Below are 22,084 nucleotides of genomic sequence, written 5' to 3' on the forward strand. Positions count from 1 at the left end.
GGCGGAACTGCCACGAAATATCGTTCCGACATTGACAGGCTGTCCCGTAACCGAGTACTATAAAATTATGGAAATAAAAGCTAAGGGGGATAAACTGATGAAACATGAGTTCCTGATCTCCCTCCCCTATCTGTTGATGATAGGAATGGTGGCTCTGGGAAGTCTATGGATGATGCCGGCGACCGCTGCCTCCGGGGATGCGGATGCCCCGCTCCGGGACGGGCAGGTCCTAAGCGTCTGGCCGGGAGTTGCGCCGGGTTCGGAAGGCCTGAGCTTCACGGAAGAGGTCAACGAGCGCAGCGAGGAACCGGAAAAACTCAAAGACCGGGCCGTGGTGAAGATCCTCCGGCCGACCCTCACCGTCTACCGGCCGGAGAACCCCAATGGCGCGGCGCTGCTGGTGGTGCCGGGAGGCGCCTACCAGCGGGTGGTCATCGATAAAGAAGGAGATGAACTGTCGCCATGGCTCAAGTCCCTGGGAATCACCTTCTTTGTGCTGCGCTACCGGCTGCCGGGCGACGGCCACCGGCAAGCCGCGGACGTGCCGCTCCAGGATGCCCAACGCGCGCTGCGCTTGATCCGCAAAAATGCCGCTTCCTGGGGGCTGGATCCCAAACGCCTCGGCGTGATGGGATTTTCGGCCGGCGGCCATGTGGCCTCGAGCCTCGCCGTGAAGTATAATCAAAAAGTTTACGAACCGCTGGACATCGTGGATGCGGTCAGCGCCCGCCCCGATTTCCTGGTGCTCGGGTATCCGGTCATCACCATGCGGGATCGTTACGCGCATCCGGGTTCGCGCGCGGAATTGCTCGGGAAAAACCCGACCCCTCAACAGTTGGACGCTTATTCCAATGAGCTGTTCATTACCAGGGACACGCCGCCCGCGTTCATCATGCATGCCGGCGACGACAGCTCGGTTCCGGTGGAAAATGCGCTCCGTTTCTATCTCGGATTACGGGACGCCGGAGTCCCGGCCGAGCTTCACATCTTCAAGGAAGGCGGGCACGGGTTCTCGATCCGCTTGGCCAAAGGCAAAACTGCGGAAAACTGGACGTTATTGTGCGGCGAATGGTTCCGAGCCATCGGCGTCGCCGGACCGCGACCATAAACTGAAGGAGTGACAACCTTGCGGCATCTCTCACGCATTCTGGTATTGGCGACCATCCTGATCGCCATGGGCTGTTTCTGGCTGACCCGGCGGGGACTGCAGGCGGCCGAGAAGCAGATTTCCGTTTATATCGCCGGAGACTCGACGGCCTGTGACTACCCACCGGACCGGGCGCCGCGCACCGGATGGGGCCAGGAACTGGGTCAATTTTTCACCGATCGGGTGGCGGTCCGGAATGAAGCGATCTCGGGACGGAGTTCCATGAGTTTCATCGCGGAAGGGGCTTTAGACGGGATCTTGGGCCGGATCAAGCCGAATGATTATTTGTTCATTCAGTTCGGCCACAACGATGCGAAGCAGGCGGACCCCTCCCGTTACACCGAACCTTTCACGAGCTACCAAGCAAATTTGCTCAAATATATCCAAGGCGCCCGGGACAAAGGGGCCATCCCCGTTCTCCTGAGTCCCATCAGCCGGTTCAGTTTTGACGCGGGCGGAAAAGTGCGGCCCACCCACGGCGATTACCCGCGGGCCATGCGCCAATTGGCGGAACGGGAGAAAGTGCCCTTCATCGACATGACCGAAAAGACCCGGCGACTCATGGAAGAGCTGGGTCCGGAAAAATCCGGGCTCTTCTTCATGAATTTAAAACCCGGCGAGAGCCCCAATTATCCCGACGGCTCGGAAGACGGAACCCACTTGCGGCTGGAAGGGGCCACGGCCTTCGCCCGGCTGGTGATCGAAGGGATCCGGGAAGCTGAGTTGCCGCTGGCGGAGTTTATCAAGTAAAGCGAAGCTTCAGCAATCGAAAAGCCAGCGTTAAGCCGGCTTTTCGATTGCCGCCGAAGCAGGCTGGACTGCAATCTCCTCAAACACATTCGTTCCCATGCCCTCTCGTGACGCCCATTGGAAATGTTCAAGCAAACGAATTCTCCCGTCAGGCAGGCGGCTGATTTCGCAAGTCGAATATCCGCCATCCAACCGGCCTTCCGTGTCTACCTGAGCATATCGGAAATGAAGTCCTTCCTCGGTCATCGTTCCCACTAAATAGCCAAGTTTCACTTTTCCGCCGGCATATTGCGCCGAAACAACCGCACCATTCTGAACAAAGCGGAATATGGTCTCCGAATTGACTTCTCCGCCTTCAGCCGTTTCCACCACGCACATTTGAATTCCATCCAGAGAGACGGGTTTTCCCATTGGCAACATTTCTCCTGCTCCTTTCAGTATTTGGATTTGTCCACTCATTATATTATACCATATTTTTCAAATGGGAATTTCAAAAAACGTTACAACCAGCTCACAAAAGAGCGGATTGGTATCATGCCGCTGACAACCGGCAGGCTTTCGGTCGTCTCTGCTTCGCTAATTTCCATTTCCATCTCACCAAGGATTCCCAATAGCCCCCTCAAGCTGACATGCCCCTTCCCAAAACGATGCTTCTTCCTCTCCGGCTCTATTTCTCATTCCCCGGGCGTGTCAGCCATGGGCTCCGGAAGGTCAGCTGTCCGCTTTAGAACGTTTGCCAAAAGCTTCGGAAGGTCCGCTATTGACACCGGCGAGCCTTCCGGAGCTTTCGGAACCCTTTCAGAAAGCTTCGGACAGCCCTCTCACTCAAAAGCAAACCCCGCCATCAAGTTGTAAAACCAACTTCATGGCGGGGTCGATTGGAAGGGTCTTCAGTTTTTCCACTCGGACAGCGGGAAAAGCAGGGCGCTTACGGCTTGAGGATGACCTTCACTGCCTTTTCGCTGGGAGTCAAGGCCACTTTCAGCGCTTTGTCGACCTCGGCCAGGGGCAGGACGTGGGAAACCAGCTTGCTCAGGTCGATGGTGTCGGTGAGGCCGATCGCGGTCTCAAAGTCCCAACAGTAACCCTGCGAACCTTGGACGGTAATCTCCTGGGAGACGAAGAGCGAGGCCGGGATCTGAATGGTCGGTTGCTCAAAGATGCCCAGCATCGTGGCGAGGCCGCCTTTGCACAGACAGGAGATGGCCTGGACGAAGGTTTCCTCGCGGCCGACACACTCAAAGGTCTTGGCGATGCCGCGTCCGCCCGTCATCTGCCGGACCACATCGACCACCGATTCATTGAGCGAATTGACGGTCCGGGTGGCGCCCATGGCGGCGGCCAATTCCAAACGCGCATCGGCGATGTCGGCGACGATGATCTCCTTGGCCCCGGCCGCTTTACTGACCGCCGCGACCAGGATGCCGATGGGGCCGGCGCCGATGATCAGCAGCTTGTCGCCCAAGGCGATCTTGGCCCGTTTCACGGCGTGGACCGCCACGGAGAGCGGTTCGACCAATGCTCCGGCCTCATAGGACAACTGATCCGGCAGCTTATAGACGTATCTTTGATCCACCACGAAATAGTCGGCCAGCGCGCCCTGGCCCTTCCGGTAATGGTAGCTCAAGTTGTCGCAATAGCCGTAATTGCCGGTCTGACACGGCGGACATTGGCCGCAGGCCACCACCGGTTCCACCGTGACCCGGTCTCCGACTTCAACCGTGGTAACCTTCGCGCCGACCTGAATCACATCGCCGGCCAGCTCGTGACCGACGCTCACCGGCAAGGCCGCCGACGGGTGCTTTCCTTTGTAAATATGCAGATCGCTGCCGCAGATGCTGCTGGCCTTGATCGCGATCACCACTTGCGTCTCTCCGGGATTCGCCACTTCCACCTCGACCAATTCGGCCAGCCCGGGAGATTGAACCATCGCCATTCTCGTTTTCATCGCCATCCACCTCTGTTCTAAAATCGCCGGCCCGCCGCGCCACAATCACACCGGCGGTCCGCCCCCGCTATCTCAATCCTCCCTGTAGGTAGGGGAGATCAGACTGCATGTCTATTCAGATGGGGGTTCGACTTTCGCTCCCCCAAATCCTGCTGTCCGATGCGCATTTTATCAAGGTTCCCAAAAGTTAACTTCCAGCTTGGAGAAGTTTTCCAGGCATTTCGCCGCGCAGCCGTTCACCGGCATCGCGGAGATCGATTCTGTACGCCGGAGCGGTGAATTCTCCGCTGCTCCCGGTGCTGGCGCTGTCAGTAATTTACGCCCCATGGAATCTCTCTGTAACATTTCAGTTGCATTTCCAAGAAATTACCTTATAATGAACTTGGAAATATCTTCATGAACCGGGCAAGGAAAATCGATCCCGGCCGCGAATCTTACCTGAAAATAACATAAAAAGGGGGTTCACCATGAAATTTATCAACGGATTCGTCAGTTCGCTCGGCACCAAACAAGGCATCATCTCCGTCCTCATTGTGATCGCGGTTGCCATCCTGTTCTTCGCGATCGGTAAGAAGAAAGGCCACGGCCTCTCCACCCGCGACGTGGTGGCCATCGGGATCGGCGCTGCGCTCTACGGCGCGCTGTCGATGATCGCGATCCCGATCGGGCCCAACACCTCCTTCCGGATCGCCGTCGCCTTGCTGGTGATCTTCGGAGCCTTATTCGGACCGGTCGTCGGGTTTCTGGTCGGATTCATCGGCCACGCCTTAAACGACGCGCTGATGTACGGCTCCGTATGGTGGAGTTGGGTCTTCCTCTCGGCCATTCTCGGACTCAGCGGCGGTCTGGTCAAGTTCGACCGCAGCTTCGACGCGCTTTCCGGGAGGATTTCAAAATCCCATTACTGGCAGCTTTATCTCTATTCGTTGCTCGGCATCGTCATCGGCAGCGTGGCCGCTTTCGCGGGCGACGTCTTGCTGTACGGCGAACCGCCGCAAAAAGTCTGGCTGCAAATTATTCTCGCCAGCGTATCCAATTTCATCGTGCTGGCGGTGATCGGCATCCCGGTCGTCATCGCCCTGGCCAAGATGCGCGGCAAAAACACGAATCTGCAGATCAGCGAATGACAAACTTAAGAGGAGCCTACCGAAATTGCCGGACATCTCATTTCAAAATTTTTCTTTCCGGTACGACAATCTCAAGGAACCCACTTTACAAGCGATCAACCTGACCATCGCGGCCGGCGAAAAAGTATTAATCGCCGGAGCCAGCGGCAGCGGCAAATCGACCTTAGCCCATTGTATCAATGGGCTAATTCCTTTTACCTACCCCGGCGCGATCGGCGGCGTTCTGGAGATCGGCGGAATACGCCCCTATGAGCGGAGCATCGATGAGATCAGCCAGTGGGTCGGCACTATCCTGCAGGATCAGGACGGACAGTTTGTCGGCCTGACCGTCGGAGAAGATGTCGCTTTCGCCGCCGAGAATCGCGGCGTCGACCAAGATACGATGCGGGTTCAAGTGACCGAGGCGCTGAATGAAGTCGGAATGGTGGAGTATATCGATGAAACGCCGCATAATCTCAGCGGCGGCCAGAAACAGAAGGTGGCGATCGCCGGCATCCTGACCACGAATGCTCCGATCCTCCTCTTTGACGAGCCCTTGGCCAACCTGGATCCGGCCAGCGGCAAGCGGGCGATGGCCACCATCCGGAACATCCATGAACAGACCGGCAAGACGGTCATCGTCATCGAACACCGTATCGAAGACGTACTGGAGCACGGCTTCGACCGGATCGTGGTCATCGACGCCGGCCGGATCGTGGCCGACGGCCCGCCCGACCAGGTCCTGGCAACCGACGTCTTATCCCGGCACGGGCTGCGTGAGCCGCTGTATATCGAAGCCCTGAAACGGGCGGGAGTCCGGTTGACTCCTTCCGACCGGATCTCCGCCATCGCCCATGTCGCCAAATTCAAAGCACAGGTCGGCGCCGCCTATCCCCGGCAGGAGCCCCCGCCGCCACCGGCCGCCGCAGCGCCGCTCCTGCGCGTATCCGGTGTCAGCTACCGTTATTTCGAGGATGGACCGGACATCCTGCACGATATCTCCTTTACGATCCAGCAGGGCGAGATGCTGGCGATCCTGGGCAATAACGGCGCGGGCAAGTCCACCTTGCTGAAAGTCCTCACCGGCATCGCCCGCCACCAAAAAGGAGGCATCGAATATCAGGGCGAATCGATCGCCCGCTGGTCGATCCGCAAGCGCGCCACCATCATCGGCTACGTCATGCAAAATCCGAATCAGATGATCACCAAGCCGCTGATCTTTGACGAAGTCGCTTTCGGCCTGCGCAATCGCGGCTGCGCCGCGGAACTGGTCGGTCGCCGGGTCGAAGAGGCCCTGCGCATCTGCGGGCTCTACCCCTACCGTAAATGGCCGGTGGACTCCCTCAGCTACGGCCAGAAAAAACGGGTGACGATCGCCGCCATCCTGGTACTGCAGCCGCGACTGATCGTCCTGGATGAACCCACCGCCGGTCAAGATCACCGGACCTACCAGGAGTTCATGGGTTTCCTGGAACGGATTAAACAGACCGGAATCAGCGTGGTCCTCATCACCCACGACATGCAGTTGGCTCTGGAGTATGCCGACCGGGCGCTGGTGCTGTCCGGCGGAACCATTATCGCCGCGGACTCGGTTTTTCGGATTCTATCCGATCCGTTCATCACCCGCCGGGCCAATCTGAAGGAAACCTCCCTCTCCCAACTGGCGCATTGGTGCGAGATAGATGATGCCGGCGGCTTGATGGCCAGTTTCATCAGACAGGCGAAGCACCCAAATTCATTTTCCATGGAGGGCAACCGATGAACCGCTCCGGAGCGCTCTACATCGAACGGGATTCCTTCTTTCACCGGCTGGACGGCAGCGTCAAATTGCTGATGCTGGTCGCCTGGTCGGCCTTTGTCTTCATGTTCATGGACCTACGGATCTTCGGGGGCTTGATTGTAGCCGGAGCGTGGCTGCTCTACCTATCCAAGCTACCCTTCCGGGCGATGAAGCCGCTGATCATCTTGGTGATGGTCTTTACCTTCTTTAATTCCCTCTTTTTGATCCTGGTCACTCCGGAGTACGGTTCCCAGCTGGCCGGCAGGCGCACGGTGGCGCTGCAACTGTGGGGCGTCGGACTCACTTGGGAGACGCTCTGCTTCGCCTTGACGCTGTCCCTCAAGTATCTGGCCATTCTCCCCATCACCCTGCTGTTTCTGCTGACCACCCATCCCAGCAGCTTCGCCGGCAGCCTGAACCGGCTGGGCGTTCCGTATCAAGTCGCCTATGCCGTGAATATCGCCCTGCGTTACATTCCGGATGTTCACGAAGAGGTGCAAACGATCATCCACGCCCAGGAAGCCCGGGGCGTCGAGTTCCAAAAAGGAGAAGCCGGGATCCTCCGGCGGCTGAGGAACTATGGCACCGTCCTGCTGCCGCTGCTCGTTACCTCGCTGCACCGGGTGGAGGTGGTCTCCAACGCCATGGACTTGCGCGGCTTCGGGAAACATCCGGCCCGGACCTGGTATAGCCGGAAGCCGCTGACGCGACAGGATTTGATGGCGGCTCTTGGATCGCTTCTGCTGGTGGGAGTGGGGCTTTATTTACGGAAGCGGGGCTTGGGGAAGTTTTGGGTTATCGGATAACGATACCGGGATTCTTTCGCATAGCGGAATGTAGTATCTTCAGCGGCGGGAAAACCGCCGACCGGAGATCATTCTCGCGATCGGCTTGGTTGTTAAGTGAAATAGATCGTCAACAATCTTCTCCATCCTTATGCCTATTGGGGCTTGAAAAAACGCTTATCCCTACCCCGCCGCTTGATTTGTATCATGGATGATCAATTCCGCCAACGCCCGGTAAACCCCGCTCATTTCGCAGTCCGGGAAAGCTTCGATAACGGTACACCCCAGATTCTCAGCCTGCTGGACATGGCCGTCCCGCGGAATGAAATGGACGATCCCGGTTCCGATCTCCCGGGCCGCTTTGGCGACCAGCTCGTATTCATCCGTGATGCCGCGGGCGTTGAGGAGTAATCCTTTCAACCGCGCATAGCCGCGGCTGCGGAACTGATGAATGGCGCTGGAGATATTGACGGCGGCGTAAAGCGACATCATCTCCCCCGAGGTCACAATATAGACATCCTCGGCATAACCGTCCCGGATCGGCATGGCAAAGCCGCCGCAAACCACATCGCCCAAGACATCATAAAGCACGATGTCCGGACGGTGGTATTCAAAAGCCTGCAGCTCGGCCAATTTTTCGAAAGCGGTGATAATCCCCCGCCCGGCGCAACCGATCCCGGGGGTAGGGCCGCCCGCTTCCACACAAAGCACGCCGTTGAAACCCTCGAAGACGATGTCTGCTAACGCCAACCCGTCTTTCTTCTGTTTAATGCTGTCCAGTACCGTGGGTATCTTGCAGCCCTGCATCAGATTCTTAGTGGAATCGGCTTTGGGGTCGCAGCCAATCTGGATGACCTTCATTCCGAGCAAAGATAAGGCGGCCGAAAGATTGGAGACCGTCGTCGACTTGCCGATCCCGCCTTTGCCGTATATCGCAATTTTTTTCATCGCTTCCTCCTTTATGATGTACTGATATCCTTCATCGAAAACCGTGAGCCCGATGATTGCGCTGGAGCGAAGCCTTGACAGCGCGGACTAAAGAAACGCGGTATTTGCCAGCTCCACCGGGAATATCGTATTGAAATCGCGCTCTCCCTCCCGGAAAGGCAGGATCCGGACCCGGACCCCGAAAAACTCCCGCAGATTTTCCTCGGTAATAACTTCCCGGGTTTCTCCAAAGACGTATCGCTTGCCGCGTCCCAGCATCAATGTCCGGTCCGAGATGCGAAAGGCATTCTCGGGATAATGGGTGTTGATGACGCAGCTGATTCCTTTTTCAGTGGCGACCCATTGCAGTTTCTCCAGTACTAAAAGCTGATTGCGGAAATCGAGATGGGATTCGGGTTCGTCGAGGATGACCAGCTTGGGACCGGCGACCAGCGCTCTGGCGATTAACGCCAATTGCAGCTCGCCGCCGCTAATCCTGGAGCATTGCTTATTCTGCAAATGGAGAATCCCCAAGCTTGCCATGGTCTCCGTGGCGATCTCATAATCCATTTTCCCCGGTACCGAAAACACGCCAATGTAAGGGGCCCGCCCCATGACCACCATCTCCCGGACGCTGTAAGGCACGGCAAAGTTCTTGGCCTGGGGGACATAGCTTACTTTCTTCCAAAACTCGGCAGCAGGGATCTGCGGAACCGGCCGATCCTCCAGCAGGCTCCGGCCGTCCTGCCATTTCAGCAAGCCGACCATGCATTTCAACAATGTGGTTTTGCCGGCGCCGTTAGGCCCCAAGATCGTCAGGATCTTTCCTTCCGCCAGCGAAAAATCGATCCCATTCAAAATACGGTCCTCCCGCTCATAGCCGAAGACCCCGTTTTGGACCCGAAACATTTACCCCCAACCTCCTCCGGTTTTTCTCAATAGATAGGCAAAAAACGGTGCACCCGCGACGGCCGTCAGGATCGATAAGGGGATCTCCGAAGCGGTGGCGGTCCGCGCAATCAAGTCAATTATCAGCATGTACGTTGCTCCAAGCAGCAACGACGCCGGCAGGATGGCCCGGTAGTCGCTGCCCACCAGCATTCGTGCGGCATGCGGGATGATCAGGCCCACCCAGCCGATGAAGCCGCAGGTGGACACGGTCGCCGCGGTGACCAGCGTGGCAGCGCCGATCACCGTCCAGCGCAGTAGGGTAATATTGACTCCCATGCTCTTCGCCTCTTCCTCGCTCAGGGAGAGCAGGTTGATCCGCCAGCGCAACAGCAGCAGAATCGCGGCACCCACGGCGATGATGCCCGCGACGACGGCCAAGTCGCGATAGGAGGCCGTCGCCATGCTCCCCATCAGCCAGTAGGTGATTGTGGGCAACTTGGACTCGGGGTCGGCGATATATTTGATCAATGAGATCATCGCCTGGAAAAAAGAGGAGACAACCACGCCCGAGAGGATCAGCATCAGTACCTGTTGTCCCTTGCGCAAGCGGCTGATCAGAAAAGTGAGTCCGATGGCGACCATGCCGAAGAACAGCGCCCATAGTTGAACGGCGATCATGTTGCGATCGAAGAGCAGCAGCGCCAACGCGGCTCCAAATCCGGTGCCGGATGAAACGCCCAGCGCGTCCGGGCTTGCCAACGGGTTTCCAAAGATCCCCTGGAAAGACGCTCCGGCAATCGACAGGGCCGCCCCCACCAGCATGGCCAATAACACGCGGGGCAACCGGACCTGGCAGACCACCGAATAATCAAACTCCCGCCACGTAATATCCAACGGCAGCAGGTGCGAACCGAGAATCCTGACCACCGTCGCCGGCGCGACGTAGTACCGTCCGATCGCCAGCGACATTAGAAAGCAGACGACCGGCAGTAACGCCAGGAGGAGCCAGCGGATTCGGTTTCGCTTTAAGACCTTTAAGACTTGGTTATGATCCATGGTGCTCTTGTCCATATGGATTCATCCTCACGAATCCTTGGCGGCGTCACGCGGCGGATTCAGTATTTGCCGGACTTGGCTGTCCCGCAACTGGTAATGGTAAAATTGCCGAAAATATTTTTTAATCTCGGTCTCAATGGAATAATCATTGAACAGACCGGGATAATTCTTCTGCGCCAGCCATTTGAGCATCAAGGGAACATCGGTGCTGGGCGGATACCAACGGTAGATTCCCAGCGGCTCTTTATAGACTTTATGATTCTTGACCGCCTTGACTCTGCTCCAATCCTGGCCGTTCACCTTGTTGCCGAGCAGATCCTCGGGCAGCGTTTCCGTGAAATTCGTGATGTAAATGATATCGGGATCCCATTTATAAATCTGCTCCATGTTGACCACGGCGGTTCCCTTGATGTCAGCGGCGACATTAACCGCTCCGGTCGCAGTCAGCCAGAAATGACTGAAATGGGCGCTTCCGGCGACCGTGATCGCCTTCTCATCGTCTTTGTAAAGGAACAGGGCCCTGGTCCGCTTTTCCACGGGGATAGTCTTGACCCGCTCCTGAATCATGTTTAACGCCTGAAGCGATTGGCGCTTGAACTCTTCGGCCTTGGACTGCTTCTCGCTCTTTCCGAGCACCTGTTCCAGCAGTTTCATCCAGGTGTATACGTTTTCGATGCTGTTGCCGTCCGCCAACGAGGTAGTCCGGAACCCGACCGCCGGAATTCCCGTCTTCTCCAGCTTTTCCTGCTCGGGCGCATTCTCGCCCCGGAATAACACCACGTCCGGCCGGAGCTTCATCAGCTCTTCCAGATTGACATCGTTTCCCGTAGCAAAGACCGTCTCGGCCTTCATGATCTCCGGAGCCATCGCCGAGAGCATGGAAGGGCCCGCTGCGCTTCGGGAGGCCGGGGGTATCCCGACCAAGCGTTTGGTCGAACCGTCCACCATGTAAAAAACCGACGGCAGCGGCCAGATCGTGGTGACCACCACCCGCTTTACTTGTACCGGGAGCTTCACCGTCCGGCCATTTTGGTCGACGACTGTCCGGGTCTTTGCAGTCGCTTTCCCCCACACCGCATTGCCCGGTCCGGAGCCGGCGGCAACCGCCAGAACCGCTGCCAACAGCAAAAACATCGCCATGCTTCGTTGCAATTTTCGCATCAATGAATTCTTCCTTTCATCTGCTTTTTCCATGGATGACTTGAAATCCAACTAATCGGCGCTTTCCACCCAGATGCGCTCTAAAAGCGTTGTGATAAACCCTGTCCGAAGGCCAGGGTGAACACAAAAGCTCAGAGAAGCAAGTGATAAAGTCGATTTTTAATCCTTTGAAAGAGTGATTTCCGAATTTGAGGACTTTATCACATGGCTTCTAAACCTTCGGCAATCATCGCGTTCCCCTCCTCTCTCAGATAACGGCGGCGGTCCGTGTGATAGATCTTGCTGGATACGGCATAATGGGGGATTCCAATGTACTTCGTCCGCGCCGGTTGCACCAGAGGCTGGTACAAGGGATCGCCGATCACCACCTTGTATTCGCCGTTCATCGCCAGTTCCGCCAGATCGTCCTCCGATTGCAAATGACGATCGCCCGCCGCCAGCAATGCGGCATCCATATTGAAATAGGAAGCCACGTCCACCCGCTGAAACCCAAAATCATCCTGCAGGCAACAGCGTATCGAATTGGCGGTTATCTGCTCACCGGAATGCCGGTCATAAAAGGGATGCCGTATTGACTTTCCAGATAGCGGGCGGCGGCCAACCCCGTCCCGGAAACCACCAAATTCAAGCCGGCCTCCGCCGCGCGGCCGACATCCCCCAGATCGGCCCCCATCGACCAACAGGATACGATCGTATAACCCGCCTTTTCCAGCCCCTGGCGTAACGCTTGCAGATTGTCGGGGCTCAGATCGAGCGGCGTGGCGCCGATGATATTCAATCCGTCCGCCAATTTCCGCGACGGCGGCTTTACAAATTGACGCGCCACCGCCAAGAACGCCTGGGAAGCCCCCTGATCGTAATAATGCATTCCACTGGTGTCAAAGGCCAGCACCGGCAGATCAAAGCGCTGCGACATCTCCGCGGCGACCGCCGCATAGTCCATGCCAATCACCATCGGTGCCGGACTTCCCAGTAAAGCGATGAACGCGGCGCGGCGGCGCCCGAGATATTCTTGGACTTTACGAAAGAGTTTCGCCTCGTCACCCAGGACTGCGTCCATCTCGCGCAACCCGGAACAGTACACGTTGCCGGGACCGCCATACCAACGTGGTTCATCATAGCCGGTATAATTGCCCGTGCATCCGGAGGCATCGAGAATCACCGAAACCCCTCCCAGCTCGAACAGGGCTGAGCAGACCCCCGAATAATCCGGGGCGAACGGCGGCAGGAACTTGAACAAGCGTTTCATCCTAATCTCCCCTATATCACAATCGTCGCATTCAAGATCACATCTTGAAGGTCCCGCGGCGGTTCTTCCCACGCGGCAATCATCGCATTCAATAAATAAACGATTCCCCGGTAGCCATAGGGCTGACAGTCCATGGTCAGCGGAACGGTCCGGGGACAATTGCAATAATAACCGGCCGAAAGGCCGATCGCCAGATCCACCTCATTCCGCCCAGCCGCAAAAACGGGCATGCCGGGATGGACATTCGTCAGCACTTGCGTAGCGGGTGAATTTTGCACCAGCCATTCCAGGTGCTCGGCATCAGCGTCCATCATCTCGTCGCAAAAGATATAGGCCACCTCGAACCCAAATTCCGTCAAGGCACGACTCAATTCAAACGGCATGGCGTTGGCGGTCGAGCAAACGGCGAGCTTTAACGGCCCCAGTCTGGCCCGGGCCGCCGCAATAGCGTCGACAGCCTCCCGCCTGTAGCACTCGGTTTCCAGCCTACAGCCCAAAAATTCGGCCATGTCCTGGTATCCTTTGGCAATGGCCTCCAGACCGTATACGACCGGCGTGAAACAAAAAGGAATGCCCAGCTTATCCCGGAGGAAAGCTGCGGCCAGCCGGCCCTCGGCGCGGATTAACAGGTTATGTGCCGAACGGGACATCTTCTCCAGCTCAGCCAGGGTCGCGCACTGGCCGATCTGGCGCACCGGCCCAAAACCGGCCCGCCCCAACAGTTCATAGAGTTCACTGTGCTTTTCCACTGGAACAAAGTTACCGATAATGTTAATGCCATTGTCCTTCTCCGGCGGCTGCGGCATGAAGCTATAAACCGTCTTTTGCATGTTAGGCTGGGGCGGCGTCCGGCTATCCATCGCGATGGGATTCATGTAGCTGAGCCGCACCGGAATCTCAAAATCCGCTTCCAGTTCCCTGACGATCGAATCAAAGTCCGAGCCGAGCAGGTAATCCACGCAACTGATACAGATGATCAATGCTTGCGGCCGGGGTTTGGCGGTAGCGAATATTTCCGCCACCGCCCGCGCGACCAGGTCCAAGTGCCCCCCGGTCACCAAATCGACCTCATCGACATACAGGTAAAAAAGGCGCTGCTTAAAACCCTGCTGAAACCCGGCGATCGCGCCGTGCCGGCCACAAGCGGGCGGCGCGATGAACAACATCACCGATTGCGGCACCAACATACCGACCCGGACGATTCCCCATCCTCCATGGCTGGGCGACGTATATTGCAGGCAGTGCTCGAAAAGCCGCTTGCCGCGCAACAACGAATCGCTCCGCCCGGCTTCGGCCAGGCTCATCCTCAAAAACTCTTCACTCATCATCATCCCACCACGATTCCGATAATTGAACCAAGCTTGGCACCAAAAACCATTCAGACGAGACCCACTTTTCATAAATACCAAGCTTAAATTCTACTTACTGCTCCTCTAGAAGCCATGTGATAAAGTCCTCTAATTCGGAAATCATCCTTTCAATGGACTAAAAAACGACTTTATCACTTGCTTTTCTGAGCTTTTGTGTTCACCCTGGCCTTCGGACAGGGTTTATCACAACGCTTCTGGACCATCCAAGAAAGATTGCGTTCGTCAAACACTTAACTATCGGTTCTTGCAATAAAATGTTAGGAATGACTAACATTTTGCCAATGATTTTACCTCCTACTATTTCATTTGAATATATCCCTTAAGGAAAATCATTTCATTGAAATATTGTTAGCCACGACTAACATAAACTAAATTATCGTTTTTTCCTTTCGTTGTCAAGAGGTTTATTTAAAATTTTAGACGATTATCAAGTTCGCTCCGCTCACTCACGAAGGGATTGAAGGATAAGTCATGGCGTCGTTTGGCGGATACGTGACCGGATCGAGGAGCTGAAAGAGAACGTTTTGTGAATCATGGATCGCTTTGGGTGACTGAGAGAGCTCATTCAGTCGCTCAACAAGCTCGTTTTGTGAATAAGTGAGCTTACTCAGTCGTTCAGCGAGCTCTTTTTGTGGATGAGCGAGCTTGTTTTGTGAATCAGTGAGCTCGCTCAGTCGCTCGGCAAGCTCTTTTTGTGGATGAGCGAGCTTGTTTTGTGAATGAGAGAGCTTGCTCAGTCGTTCAGCGAGCTCTTTTTGTGGATGAGCGAGCTTGTTTTGTGAATCAGTGAGCTCGCTCAGTCGCTCGGCAAGCTCTTTTTGTGGATGAGCGAGCTTGTTTTGTGAATGAGAGAGCTTGCTCAGTCGTTCAGCAAGCTCTTTTTGTGAATAAGTCATCTATTTTTGTGGATAAACGGTTCCGTTTAACGTGGTTAATGGTTTTGGCTGTGGATAAGTCGGGGAAGTGCGGCTAAAACCGGGTAAAGTTAGAGGGTGAGCAGAGCTAAGTTGATACTCAGTAAATTTTAAAACTTCTGAAAAATGAGCAGCTCAATCAAATATAAAAATGGCGCCATTACTTTTGACGCAACGAAAAAACCGACTGCCGAATCTGGTGCGACAGCAGCGTAATTTACCATGCTGTTACGGCAAATCACATCCCCACTGCGGAATAAAGTGCGCGCGGCCCCTCGATCCAAGGCGATATTTTTAACTCCATGGCGCATCATGATAAAAAAACCGCCCCTACGGGCGGCTCATTCGATCGATAACATCAATTGCAGTCTATTTTGCTTAATTGCCGTGGGCTGTTACCGTCCTTACAAACTCCCGCACAAACAGCGCCGCTGCCTTTTCAACCACCTGGGACAAAGGATACGCAAACTCTAGATATTGGGGTTGCACTCCGACCACAACCACTGTACAGCCGGCAGTGGTTATCAAATAGTTGGCGAGAATATGCAACGGCAACATATGAGTACAGAAACTGGCCCCACCGATGTCCTCGCATTCGATCAGCCGGAATTGACCGGGTTCCGCGTCAAACTCGGCCGCGTCGAAGATAAACAGCACGTCCGGGGCAAACTCGCGGATCGCTCCGGAGAAGTTCTCCGGAGCCGATTCGCCCAGATAGAAACGGAGTTGCTTGGTCGATGCCGCTTCAAGCCGCTTTTGGATCTCATCCACCAAAAACAATCCAACCGAATCATCGGCCCGCAGCGGGTTTCCCACACCTAAAAACGCAATTTTGTCAGCCCCTTGCCAAGCTTGGGCGAGCCGCTCGATGACCTGTTTCATTCCTGATCTTCCTCAAGTTTCTCGCGGTCATAATGGGCCAACTCAAACTCGGAACTTGATTTTAGCGCTTTCCGGGGACAGGAATCTACGCATTGCGCGCAATAAATGCAACGGTCCAAATAAAATTTGGCCTTAAATACCTTCTCTTTGTCGGTCGGAGAGATCTGAACCGCCTTGGCCGGGCAATCCCGCATGCAGATCTTGCAACCGATACAAGCCTGGGAATCAAATTTGATTTTACCGCGAAAGTTCTTGGGAATCATCGCCTTTTCCTTGGGATAGCTGGTCGTGGCCGGCTTCTTGAAAAGCGATTTGATAACCTCAGGAACCATCTTCCCGGGATGTTTCATCGTAATCCACCTCGTACACGGAGATCGGTTATTTCAAAACCGTCATTTTAAACAGCACATCAATTAAGAGTTGCAACAAGGCTGCCGGCGCCAGATACTTCCAGCAGAAGCGCATCATCTGCTCGATCCGGACCCGGGCGGTCACCGTCCGGAAAACGGTCAGGATGACCACGATTGCCAAAGTCTTGACGACAAAAAATAAGAAAGCCCACACCGGCGTGAGGCCGAGCGAACCGCCCCAAAAGACGGCCGACAATAACGTGGCGACCACTACCATTTCCAGATCGATGGCCAAGCGAAAGATGGCCAAAAGTTTGCCGCCATACTCAGTAAAACTGCCGCCGACGATCTCCGTCTCCGCCTCCGGAATGTCAAATGGCACCCGCTCCAGTTTTCCCTGGGCTGCTACCAAGGCTACCACAAAACCAATGATATTAACGAACAGATAAGCGGGGTGTTCCGTGAAGAATTGGTTCATACCGCTGATCGACCAAGTTCCCGCCAATAATGCCGGTCCAAGCAAGACCAACAGCAATGGGACTTCATAAGCAAACAGCTGGGTCAAATTCCGGACCGAACCCAATGTAGAAAAGAGCGAAATCGAGTTCCACCCGGCCAGGAAAAAGGTCATGGTCGGAATGGTCAATAAATAGAAGACCACCACCAGATCGCCTTCAAACGAGAAAATGGCCTGAGTTCCCAATACCGGAATATACAGAAAAGCAGTCAACACCGCGGCCAGCGCGAAGATGGGCAGCATTCTAAACATCACCGGATCCGCCGCTGCGGGGATGATCTCCTCTTTGGCCATTAGTTTGATGAAATCAGCCTCGGGCTGATACCATGGCGGACCGATCCGGTTTTGAAAACGGGCATATAATTTCCGATCCACCCATTCGCAAATCATCCCGTAAGCGCTCAAAAAGAGCAGACCGGGAAATACCAGCATATAAAAGAAATTAGCTCCAATTTCCATCTTTACACCACCAAACCCTATTGATGTCGGGAAAGATCGATCCCGCGGTGCTTTTTATACCAGTTGATCCCATACTCGCGCAACTGGCCCCAGTCCATAATCTCGGATTTCTTGCCCTGTACGACCTTGATCGCCCGGTCCGTGCAGGAGAAACAAGGGTCAATCGCCGCGATGACGATCGGGAAGTCCGCCAGGTAGCCACCGCGCAACATATGCCGGATCGAAGGCAGATTTGCCAAGGTTGCGGCACGAATTTTTACCCGTTCCGGAATTTCGCTGCCATTGGAACGGACATAGTGAATATTCTCGCCGCGCGGCGCTTCATTACGGGACACAGCCTCGCCGGCCGGAATTTTGCGCGGCACTTTGACGGCGATGGGTCCTTCCGGCAATTTTTCAAACATTTCTTTCAGCATTTTATAGCTCTCTAGCAACTCAAAGACCCTGACAATGGACCGGCCCAACACATCCGCGTGCTGGTCGGTGATCACGTTAAACTGGATATGTTGATAAACCCCGTATGGATCATCTTTGCGGGTATCGCGGCTGACTCCCGATCCCCTGGCCGTTGGACCCACCGCCCCATAAAGTTCGGCATCCTCCTTCGAAAGTTTGCCGACTCCCAATAACCGGCCGATAAAGGTAGGTTCTTCAGTAACGACTTTGATGTAATATTCGGTCCGGGCGGTCAGTTGCTCGAGGGTCTTTAGAGCCTGTTGTGTCTGCTCCGAATCGATGTCCCGCCGGACCCCGCCAACGGTATTAATCCCGTAATTCACCCGGTTGCCGGAGAGTAGCGCCAATAAATCCATCACTAACTCCCGATCCCGCCAGGCGTACATAAAGAGGGTGTCGAAACCGACTTCATGGCCGGCAACCCCCAACCAGAGCAAGTGACTGTGGACTCTTTCCAGCTCGCCGATGATGCCGCGGATGAACTGACCGCGCGGCGGCACTTCAACCTTGGCAATCTCTTCAACCGCCTGAATGAACGCGGTTGAGTGAGTATGCGAGCAGATTCCGCAGACTCGTTCGGTTAGGTAGAGACTCTGAATGTAGCTCCTGCTTTCGCAAGCTTTCTCGATACCGCGGTGATTATAACCCAATTTTACTTCAGCGTCGACGATCCGCTCTCCTTCTAAAATCAGGTTGAAACTCTCCGGCTCTTTTAACGCGGGATGTTGCGGCCCCATCGGAACTTTGATCTCAGCCATCCTGCTTCACTCCTTCCTCGGGAAAACCTTTCCAATCTTTTCGCAGCGGATAATTGCCTTCCGGCCAATCATCCGGCAACGGGTAACGTCTTCCCGGCGGAGTACCATCCACTACGATTCCAAACATGTCCATTAGCTCCCGCTCATAAAGGAAAACGCCAGGATAGATATGAGAAACGGTGGGAATCCGAGGTTCTTCCCGAGGGATGAAAACTTTCAGATTCAATAATAAGCCCTCATTATTATACATATGGTAAATCAATTCGAAATGGGACCCGCTATCCAAGCCGGTTATCGTACCGATCTCAGCCATACCCCATTCCCGCAAGGCCGCTACGACATCCACCAATTTCTCGGCAGTCACCGTACCGAAGACCCGCCGTTCGCGCGGGGCCGACACATCCGTGACCGCTTCCGAAAAATGTTGGGCTAAAAATTCTGTCAAATCAGTGCTGTTCATTGTCTGACACTCCTTCAGTTGGAGATTGTTCGGATGTAGTCGGACCAATCTCCACCGGATTCATCTCATCGGGGCTGTCCGGATGATCGATCTTTTCCAGCAATTTAACGACTCCGTCAATGATCGCCTCGGGTCGTGCCGGGCAACCGGGGATATAAGCTGCCACCGGAATGGTGCTGTCGATGCCGCCCATCACGTTGTAGCAGCCACTGAATACCCCTCCGGAGCAAGCGCAAGTTCCAACGGCGACGATGAATTTGGGTTCCGGCATCTGTTCGTAGACCCGCATCAGCCGATCCTTGATCTGCCGGGTCACCGGTCCGGAACAAAGGATGATATCCGCATGGCGCGGGGTACCTTTCAACTGAACGCCGAAGCGTTCGAGATCAAAGCGCGGCGTCAGAGCGGCAATTACCTCAATATCACATGCATTGCAGGCGCCCGTATTAAAATGCAACACCCAAGGGGATTTGACCCGGGCCCAGCGAACTACTTTCTCTAGCATCGATGACTCACCTCACCATCAGAGTGTATAAAGACAAGGCCACGCCGGTCAAATATAATATGCCCATGAAGGCAATGTTTCCCGCTGGAATCGTGGCCATAATCAAAGCCGTGACGTGAATAATGGTGAAAAACAGCGCAAAAGGAAAGAAATTGGCATAGTCCGGTTGAACCTTATTTGCCGGGACATCCTCACCGCAAGCATAAGGAGTCCCTTTTCCGGTGTATGCCCTGCCTTGGGCGGCCATCTTTGACCCGAGGAACATGAGGAGCATTCCAACCAGCAAAAAGATGACAAAAGCGACTGGCGGAAAAAGCATGATTTGTCCGAAGTTCATCTGGCTCATCCTTTCAGTTTGGTCAGTTTACGAATGTCCAACGATTTGGTCCGTCTGTACGCTAACATCACAATCGCCAGGGCAATCGCGATGAAAACCACTTCCACCACGATCACGGTGATTGCCAAACTCTGGCCGAGAGCGATATTGCCATTGGCGGACCCGGCTGTAACAATCGCCAACGTGACGGCCTTTCCCATTATCTCAAAACCGATCAGCATCCGGATCATGCTTTTGGCCGCGATTAATGCATAAATTCCGATCACTAACAATAACACGACAAATGTCCAATCGACCGCGAAATAATTAACCATTATTCTTCCCTCTCCTAAACAAGACTACCACGCCATAAACTCCCACCAACATGATGGCAACCTGCCCGATGAGATCCAACCCGCGCACATTCCAAAGAATCTCCCCTACGGTTCGAGTCTCCTTCACGTGAGCCAAGGGGAAAGCCACATTCCAGCGGCCCAGATTGAACCAGAGCATCGTCCCGGCAACCAGCACCACAACCAACATCCAGGCAAAACGCTGGTAATGCTCTTCTTTTCTTTCCGAACGCTCTTCGGGAGTCAGTACCCGGCTAAGACTGATAGTGTTAATGAATAATACGGTAATTAACCCGGCACAAACCGATAATTCAAATACCGCCGCCCATGGAGCGTTTAAGTCGAATAACAATAATGTCAAGCCGACACTGCATACGAGCAAGGCAATAGCGGCCCGTAAGAGATCAAACGTAAACACCGCCAAAAGTGCCGGGATTAAAAATAATCCGATTAGGATTAATAGATGGGTCCCCATTTTTACACCTCCATTACTTGACGATCAGTTCCAAGACCTTTTGGGCAGGAAGAATTAAGTGATTGAAAAATACCGGATAAAAGAGGCCGGTTACGATCGCGATAGCCGCCAGCAGGATAGCAGGCCAGTAAAATGAGGGGGTAACTTCTTTTATCCCTTCCAACCCTTCCTTTACTTTACCGAAAAAGACCTCCCGCTGCAGAGTCAGCAAATAGGCCAATGTGATCACACTGGCGAATACGGCCAACATGGCGTAGACTGGAAAACCGGCCTGCCACAGTGCGATGATAATGACCAGCTTGCTCCAGAAACCGCCCAATGGCGGAATTCCGGCGGCGGAGAGTAAACCGATCACCGAGGTTACGCCGGTAACCGGCATTCGTTTGGCTAACCCGCCCAATTTATCAAAGTTCCGGGTTCCCGTAGCCTGCTCGACTGCTCCTGCATTCACGAAAAGCAAAGATTTGAATACCGCGTGATTAAAAAAATGGAACATTGCGCCGAGCAATCCCAAAGGCGTCCCAACCGCAAAACCGGCCATGATATAGCCGATCTGACTAATGCTCGAAAACGCCAGCATCCGTTTGAAATCTTTCTGCCCGAGAGCAAAAAAGGCTCCCAAAATCATAGAGACGGATCCGAGGAATAGTACCAGGGATGTAAAAGACTTGGTGAAACCGAAGACTTCGATAATGACGCGCATCAAAGTGTACACACCGGCAATCTTGGTTACGATTCCGGCCAGCAAGATGGAGACCGGCGCCGGAGCGGCGGTATATGCATCCGGGAGCCAGCCATGAAACGGCATGACTCCGGCTTTGAGGACAAAAGCGAAGGTGATCGCCGCCAGCGCCAATTGAAAGCCGAGGCTATTCGACAATGCTCCTGCCTTCTTTAAAGCCGTGAAGGTTACATTCCCGGTCATTGCGAAAAGCAAAGCAATCCCTACTAACAAAATTGTAGTGGCCACCGCCGACAGCATCATGTATTTAAAAGAACCTTCAACTCCTAACTCATCCAGGCGGCTGGCAATAAGAATAAAAGCGCTAACTGAAAGAATTTCCAGAAAAACATAAAGTGAAAACAGGTCCGTTGCCATGACTAAACCATTCATACCAGTAATCGTCAGTAGCATCAGAGCGTAACACCCGGGCCGACGGTCTGGATTCCAAGGATAGCGGAATGAAAAAAAGGCTGCGACCAGAGCTACTAAGCTGATGGAAACCAATGCCACTAATGATAAACCGTCAATCCGGAGAGCCAAGTGACCCTCCCGCCAGACCTGAATGAGTCTGCCACTCCAATGAGCAGTTACTTGCTCATGAATCAGTGCGATGGAGTTCACCAATAAGAAAGAGGTAATGAGACCAATAACGATGGTTGCTCCTTGCTTCCAAATCTTGCGGAGAATCGGCATCAGTGCCGCTCCAAGCAAGGGGACGAAGATAAAGGCTAAAAGCACAGTAATT

General features: G+C 54.6%; 26 protein-coding genes. 5 read left to right on the plus strand and 21 right to left on the minus strand.

The window, feature by feature from the left end; genetic code table 11:
* The first annotated feature begins 97 nt into the window (after positions 1-97).
* Both EDC14_RS21255 and EDC14_RS21260 read left to right on the plus strand, forming a co-directional pair.
* Complete coding sequence (locus EDC14_RS21255) at positions 98-1,108, plus strand: alpha/beta hydrolase (protein WP_165908199.1); 1,011 nt, start codon at positions 98-100, stop codon at positions 1,106-1,108.
* A gap of 18 nt (positions 1,109-1,126) precedes the next feature.
* On the plus strand, positions 1,127-1,897 hold the full coding sequence (locus EDC14_RS21260; RefSeq protein WP_243663061.1) for a rhamnogalacturonan acetylesterase: 771 nt from the start codon (positions 1,127-1,129) through the stop codon (positions 1,895-1,897).
* Between the two features lie 30 nt (positions 1,898-1,927).
* Here the strand turns inward: EDC14_RS21260 and EDC14_RS21265 are convergent, their stop codons facing one another.
* Both EDC14_RS21265 and EDC14_RS21270 read right to left on the minus strand, forming a co-directional pair.
* A complete protein-coding gene (locus EDC14_RS21265) occupies positions 1,928-2,308 on the minus strand; it encodes an avidin-fold protein (protein WP_132016329.1) in 381 nt (126 codons plus the stop codon).
* A 517-nt stretch (positions 2,309-2,825) separates the two neighbouring features.
* Entirely contained in the window at positions 2,826-3,845 is a 1,020-nt protein-coding gene (locus EDC14_RS21270; protein WP_165908200.1) for a zinc-dependent alcohol dehydrogenase, read from the minus strand.
* 467 nt (positions 3,846-4,312) lie between these two features.
* Between EDC14_RS21270 and EDC14_RS21275 the strand changes: the two genes are divergently transcribed.
* Genes EDC14_RS21275 through EDC14_RS21285 form a run of 3 tightly spaced genes read left to right on the plus strand, consistent with a single transcriptional unit; the run spans position 4,313 to position 7,537 of the window.
* Positions 4,313-4,972, plus strand: coding sequence for an ECF-type riboflavin transporter substrate-binding protein (locus tag EDC14_RS21275; protein ID WP_132016331.1), 660 nt, complete (start codon positions 4,313-4,315; stop codon positions 4,970-4,972).
* A 25-nt stretch (positions 4,973-4,997) separates the two neighbouring features.
* Entirely contained in the window at positions 4,998-6,713 is a 1,716-nt protein-coding gene (locus EDC14_RS21280) for an ABC transporter ATP-binding protein (RefSeq protein ID WP_165908201.1), read from the plus strand.
* Positions 6,710-7,537 (plus strand): energy-coupling factor transporter transmembrane component T family protein, encoded by an 828-nt coding sequence (locus EDC14_RS21285; protein ID WP_132016333.1) that lies wholly within the window; start codon positions 6,710-6,712, stop codon positions 7,535-7,537. The genes EDC14_RS21280 and EDC14_RS21285 overlap by 4 nt, the downstream gene beginning before the upstream one ends.
* A 162-nt stretch (positions 7,538-7,699) precedes the next feature.
* On the opposite strand, the gene EDC14_RS21290 is transcribed toward EDC14_RS21285, so the two are convergent.
* From EDC14_RS21290 to EDC14_RS21380, 19 genes are all read right to left on the minus strand, one after another.
* Entirely contained in the window at positions 7,700-8,464 is a 765-nt protein-coding gene (locus EDC14_RS21290; protein ID WP_132016334.1) for a nucleotide-binding protein, read from the minus strand.
* An 87-nt stretch (positions 8,465-8,551) separates the two neighbouring features.
* Positions 8,552-9,352, minus strand: a complete 801-nt coding sequence (locus EDC14_RS21295) for an ABC transporter ATP-binding protein (protein ID WP_132016335.1) — start codon at positions 9,350-9,352, stop codon at positions 8,552-8,554.
* Positions 9,353-10,390, minus strand: coding sequence for a FecCD family ABC transporter permease (locus tag EDC14_RS21300; protein ID WP_132016367.1), 1,038 nt, complete (start codon positions 10,388-10,390; stop codon positions 9,353-9,355).
* 27 nt (positions 10,391-10,417) lie between these two features.
* The gene (locus tag EDC14_RS21305; protein ID WP_165908202.1) at positions 10,418-11,551 is read right to left on the minus strand and encodes an ABC transporter substrate-binding protein; all 1,134 of its coding nucleotides are present in this window, start codon (positions 11,549-11,551) and stop codon (positions 10,418-10,420) included.
* Between the two features lie 200 nt (positions 11,552-11,751).
* Complete coding sequence (locus tag EDC14_RS21310; RefSeq protein WP_132016337.1) at positions 11,752-12,024, minus strand: hypothetical protein; 273 nt, start codon at positions 12,022-12,024, stop codon at positions 11,752-11,754.
* 56 nt (positions 12,025-12,080) lie between these two features.
* Positions 12,081-12,800 (minus strand): nitrogenase component 1, encoded by a 720-nt coding sequence (locus EDC14_RS21315; RefSeq protein ID WP_132016338.1) that lies wholly within the window; start codon positions 12,798-12,800, stop codon positions 12,081-12,083.
* Between the two features lie 11 nt (positions 12,801-12,811).
* Positions 12,812-14,125 (minus strand): nitrogenase component 1, encoded by a 1,314-nt coding sequence (locus EDC14_RS21320; RefSeq protein ID WP_165908203.1) that lies wholly within the window; start codon positions 14,123-14,125, stop codon positions 12,812-12,814.
* 491 nt (positions 14,126-14,616) lie between these two features.
* Positions 14,617-15,066 (minus strand): hypothetical protein, encoded by a 450-nt coding sequence (locus tag EDC14_RS21325; protein ID WP_132016340.1) that lies wholly within the window; start codon positions 15,064-15,066, stop codon positions 14,617-14,619.
* A gap of 128 nt (positions 15,067-15,194) precedes the next feature.
* Positions 15,195-15,398: a hypothetical protein gene (locus EDC14_RS21330; protein ID WP_132016341.1), complete on the minus strand. Its 204-nt coding sequence runs from the start codon at positions 15,396-15,398 to the stop codon at positions 15,195-15,197.
* A 64-nt stretch (positions 15,399-15,462) separates the two neighbouring features.
* A complete protein-coding gene (locus EDC14_RS21335; RefSeq protein WP_132016342.1) occupies positions 15,463-15,966 on the minus strand; it encodes a hydrogenase 3 maturation endopeptidase HyCI in 504 nt (167 codons plus the stop codon).
* On the minus strand, positions 15,963-16,316 hold the full coding sequence (locus EDC14_RS21340; RefSeq protein ID WP_132016343.1) for a 4Fe-4S binding protein: 354 nt from the start codon (positions 16,314-16,316) through the stop codon (positions 15,963-15,965). The genes EDC14_RS21335 and EDC14_RS21340 overlap by 4 nt, the downstream gene beginning before the upstream one ends.
* Before the next feature lie 28 nt (positions 16,317-16,344).
* On the minus strand, positions 16,345-17,292 hold the full coding sequence (locus EDC14_RS21345) for a complex I subunit 1 family protein (RefSeq protein ID WP_132016344.1): 948 nt from the start codon (positions 17,290-17,292) through the stop codon (positions 16,345-16,347).
* Between the two features lie 17 nt (positions 17,293-17,309).
* Positions 17,310-18,506, minus strand: a complete 1,197-nt coding sequence (locus EDC14_RS21350) for a hydrogenase large subunit (protein WP_132016345.1) — start codon at positions 18,504-18,506, stop codon at positions 17,310-17,312.
* The gene (locus EDC14_RS21355) at positions 18,499-18,966 is read right to left on the minus strand and encodes an NADH-quinone oxidoreductase subunit C (protein WP_132016346.1); all 468 of its coding nucleotides are present in this window, start codon (positions 18,964-18,966) and stop codon (positions 18,499-18,501) included. Before EDC14_RS21355 ends, EDC14_RS21350 begins: the two co-directional genes overlap by 8 nt.
* Entirely contained in the window at positions 18,953-19,471 is a 519-nt protein-coding gene (locus EDC14_RS21360) for an NADH-quinone oxidoreductase subunit B family protein (protein ID WP_132016347.1), read from the minus strand. Before EDC14_RS21360 ends, EDC14_RS21355 begins: the two co-directional genes overlap by 14 nt.
* Positions 19,472-19,478: 7 nt before the next feature.
* Positions 19,479-19,808, minus strand: a complete 330-nt coding sequence (locus EDC14_RS21365) for a hypothetical protein (RefSeq protein ID WP_132016348.1) — start codon at positions 19,806-19,808, stop codon at positions 19,479-19,481.
* 5 nt (positions 19,809-19,813) lie between these two features.
* The gene (locus EDC14_RS21370) at positions 19,814-20,122 is read right to left on the minus strand and encodes an NADH-quinone oxidoreductase subunit NuoK (protein ID WP_132016349.1); all 309 of its coding nucleotides are present in this window, start codon (positions 20,120-20,122) and stop codon (positions 19,814-19,816) included.
* Positions 20,115-20,615 carry an NADH-quinone oxidoreductase subunit J gene (locus EDC14_RS21375; protein ID WP_132016350.1) on the minus strand — a complete coding sequence of 167 codons (501 nt, stop codon included), beginning with the start codon at positions 20,613-20,615 and terminating at the stop codon, positions 20,115-20,117. The genes EDC14_RS21370 and EDC14_RS21375 overlap by 8 nt, the downstream gene beginning before the upstream one ends.
* A 13-nt stretch (positions 20,616-20,628) precedes the next feature.
* Positions 20,629-22,077, minus strand: a complete 1,449-nt coding sequence (locus EDC14_RS21380; RefSeq protein ID WP_132016351.1) for a complex I subunit 5 family protein — start codon at positions 22,075-22,077, stop codon at positions 20,629-20,631.
* Between the last annotated feature and the right edge of the window lie 7 nt (positions 22,078-22,084).

The organism is Hydrogenispora ethanolica (assembly GCF_004340685.1).
Classification (GTDB): Bacteria; Bacillota; UBA4882; order UBA8346; family UBA8346; genus Hydrogenispora; species Hydrogenispora ethanolica.

Excerpts from the sequence above, each read along its gene's own strand:
- EDC14_RS21255 (WP_165908199.1), top strand. The coding sequence starts at position 98 with ATGAAACATGAGTTCCTGATCTCCCTCCCCTATCTGTTGATGATAGGA.
- EDC14_RS21265 (WP_132016329.1), bottom strand. The coding sequence starts at position 2,308 with ATGGGAAAACCCGTCTCTCTGGATGGAATTCAAATGTGCGTGGTGGAA.
- EDC14_RS21270 (WP_165908200.1), bottom strand. The coding sequence starts at position 3,845 with ATGAAAACGAGAATGGCGATGGTTCAATCTCCCGGGCTGGCCGAATTG.
- EDC14_RS21275 (WP_132016331.1), top strand. The coding sequence starts at position 4,313 with ATGAAATTTATCAACGGATTCGTCAGTTCGCTCGGCACCAAACAAGGC.
- EDC14_RS21285 (WP_132016333.1), top strand. The coding sequence starts at position 6,710 with ATGAACCGCTCCGGAGCGCTCTACATCGAACGGGATTCCTTCTTTCAC.
- EDC14_RS21290 (WP_132016334.1), bottom strand. The coding sequence starts at position 8,464 with ATGAAAAAAATTGCGATATACGGCAAAGGCGGGATCGGCAAGTCGACG.
- EDC14_RS21295 (WP_132016335.1), bottom strand. The coding sequence starts at position 9,352 with ATGTTTCGGGTCCAAAACGGGGTCTTCGGCTATGAGCGGGAGGACCGT.
- EDC14_RS21300 (WP_132016367.1), bottom strand. The coding sequence starts at position 10,390 with ATGGATCATAACCAAGTCTTAAAGGTCTTAAAGCGAAACCGAATCCGC.
- EDC14_RS21305 (WP_165908202.1), bottom strand. The coding sequence starts at position 11,551 with ATGCGAAAATTGCAACGAAGCATGGCGATGTTTTTGCTGTTGGCAGCG.
- EDC14_RS21315 (WP_132016338.1), bottom strand. The coding sequence starts at position 12,800 with ATGAAACGCTTGTTCAAGTTCCTGCCGCCGTTCGCCCCGGATTATTCG.
- EDC14_RS21320 (WP_165908203.1), bottom strand. The coding sequence starts at position 14,125 with ATGAGTGAAGAGTTTTTGAGGATGAGCCTGGCCGAAGCCGGGCGGAGC.
- EDC14_RS21325 (WP_132016340.1), bottom strand. The coding sequence starts at position 15,066 with ATGACTTATTCACAAAAAGAGCTTGCTGAACGACTGAGCAAGCTCTCT.
- EDC14_RS21330 (WP_132016341.1), bottom strand. The coding sequence starts at position 15,398 with ATGATGCGCCATGGAGTTAAAAATATCGCCTTGGATCGAGGGGCCGCG.
- EDC14_RS21335 (WP_132016342.1), bottom strand. The coding sequence starts at position 15,966 with ATGAAACAGGTCATCGAGCGGCTCGCCCAAGCTTGGCAAGGGGCTGAC.
- EDC14_RS21340 (WP_132016343.1), bottom strand. The coding sequence starts at position 16,316 with ATGAAACATCCCGGGAAGATGGTTCCTGAGGTTATCAAATCGCTTTTC.
- EDC14_RS21345 (WP_132016344.1), bottom strand. The coding sequence starts at position 17,292 with ATGGAAATTGGAGCTAATTTCTTTTATATGCTGGTATTTCCCGGTCTG.
- EDC14_RS21350 (WP_132016345.1), bottom strand. The coding sequence starts at position 18,506 with ATGGCTGAGATCAAAGTTCCGATGGGGCCGCAACATCCCGCGTTAAAA.
- EDC14_RS21355 (WP_132016346.1), bottom strand. The coding sequence starts at position 18,966 with ATGAACAGCACTGATTTGACAGAATTTTTAGCCCAACATTTTTCGGAA.
- EDC14_RS21360 (WP_132016347.1), bottom strand. The coding sequence starts at position 19,471 with ATGCTAGAGAAAGTAGTTCGCTGGGCCCGGGTCAAATCCCCTTGGGTG.
- EDC14_RS21365 (WP_132016348.1), bottom strand. The coding sequence starts at position 19,808 with ATGAACTTCGGACAAATCATGCTTTTTCCGCCAGTCGCTTTTGTCATC.
- EDC14_RS21370 (WP_132016349.1), bottom strand. The coding sequence starts at position 20,122 with ATGGTTAATTATTTCGCGGTCGATTGGACATTTGTCGTGTTATTGTTA.
- EDC14_RS21375 (WP_132016350.1), bottom strand. The coding sequence starts at position 20,615 with ATGGGGACCCATCTATTAATCCTAATCGGATTATTTTTAATCCCGGCA.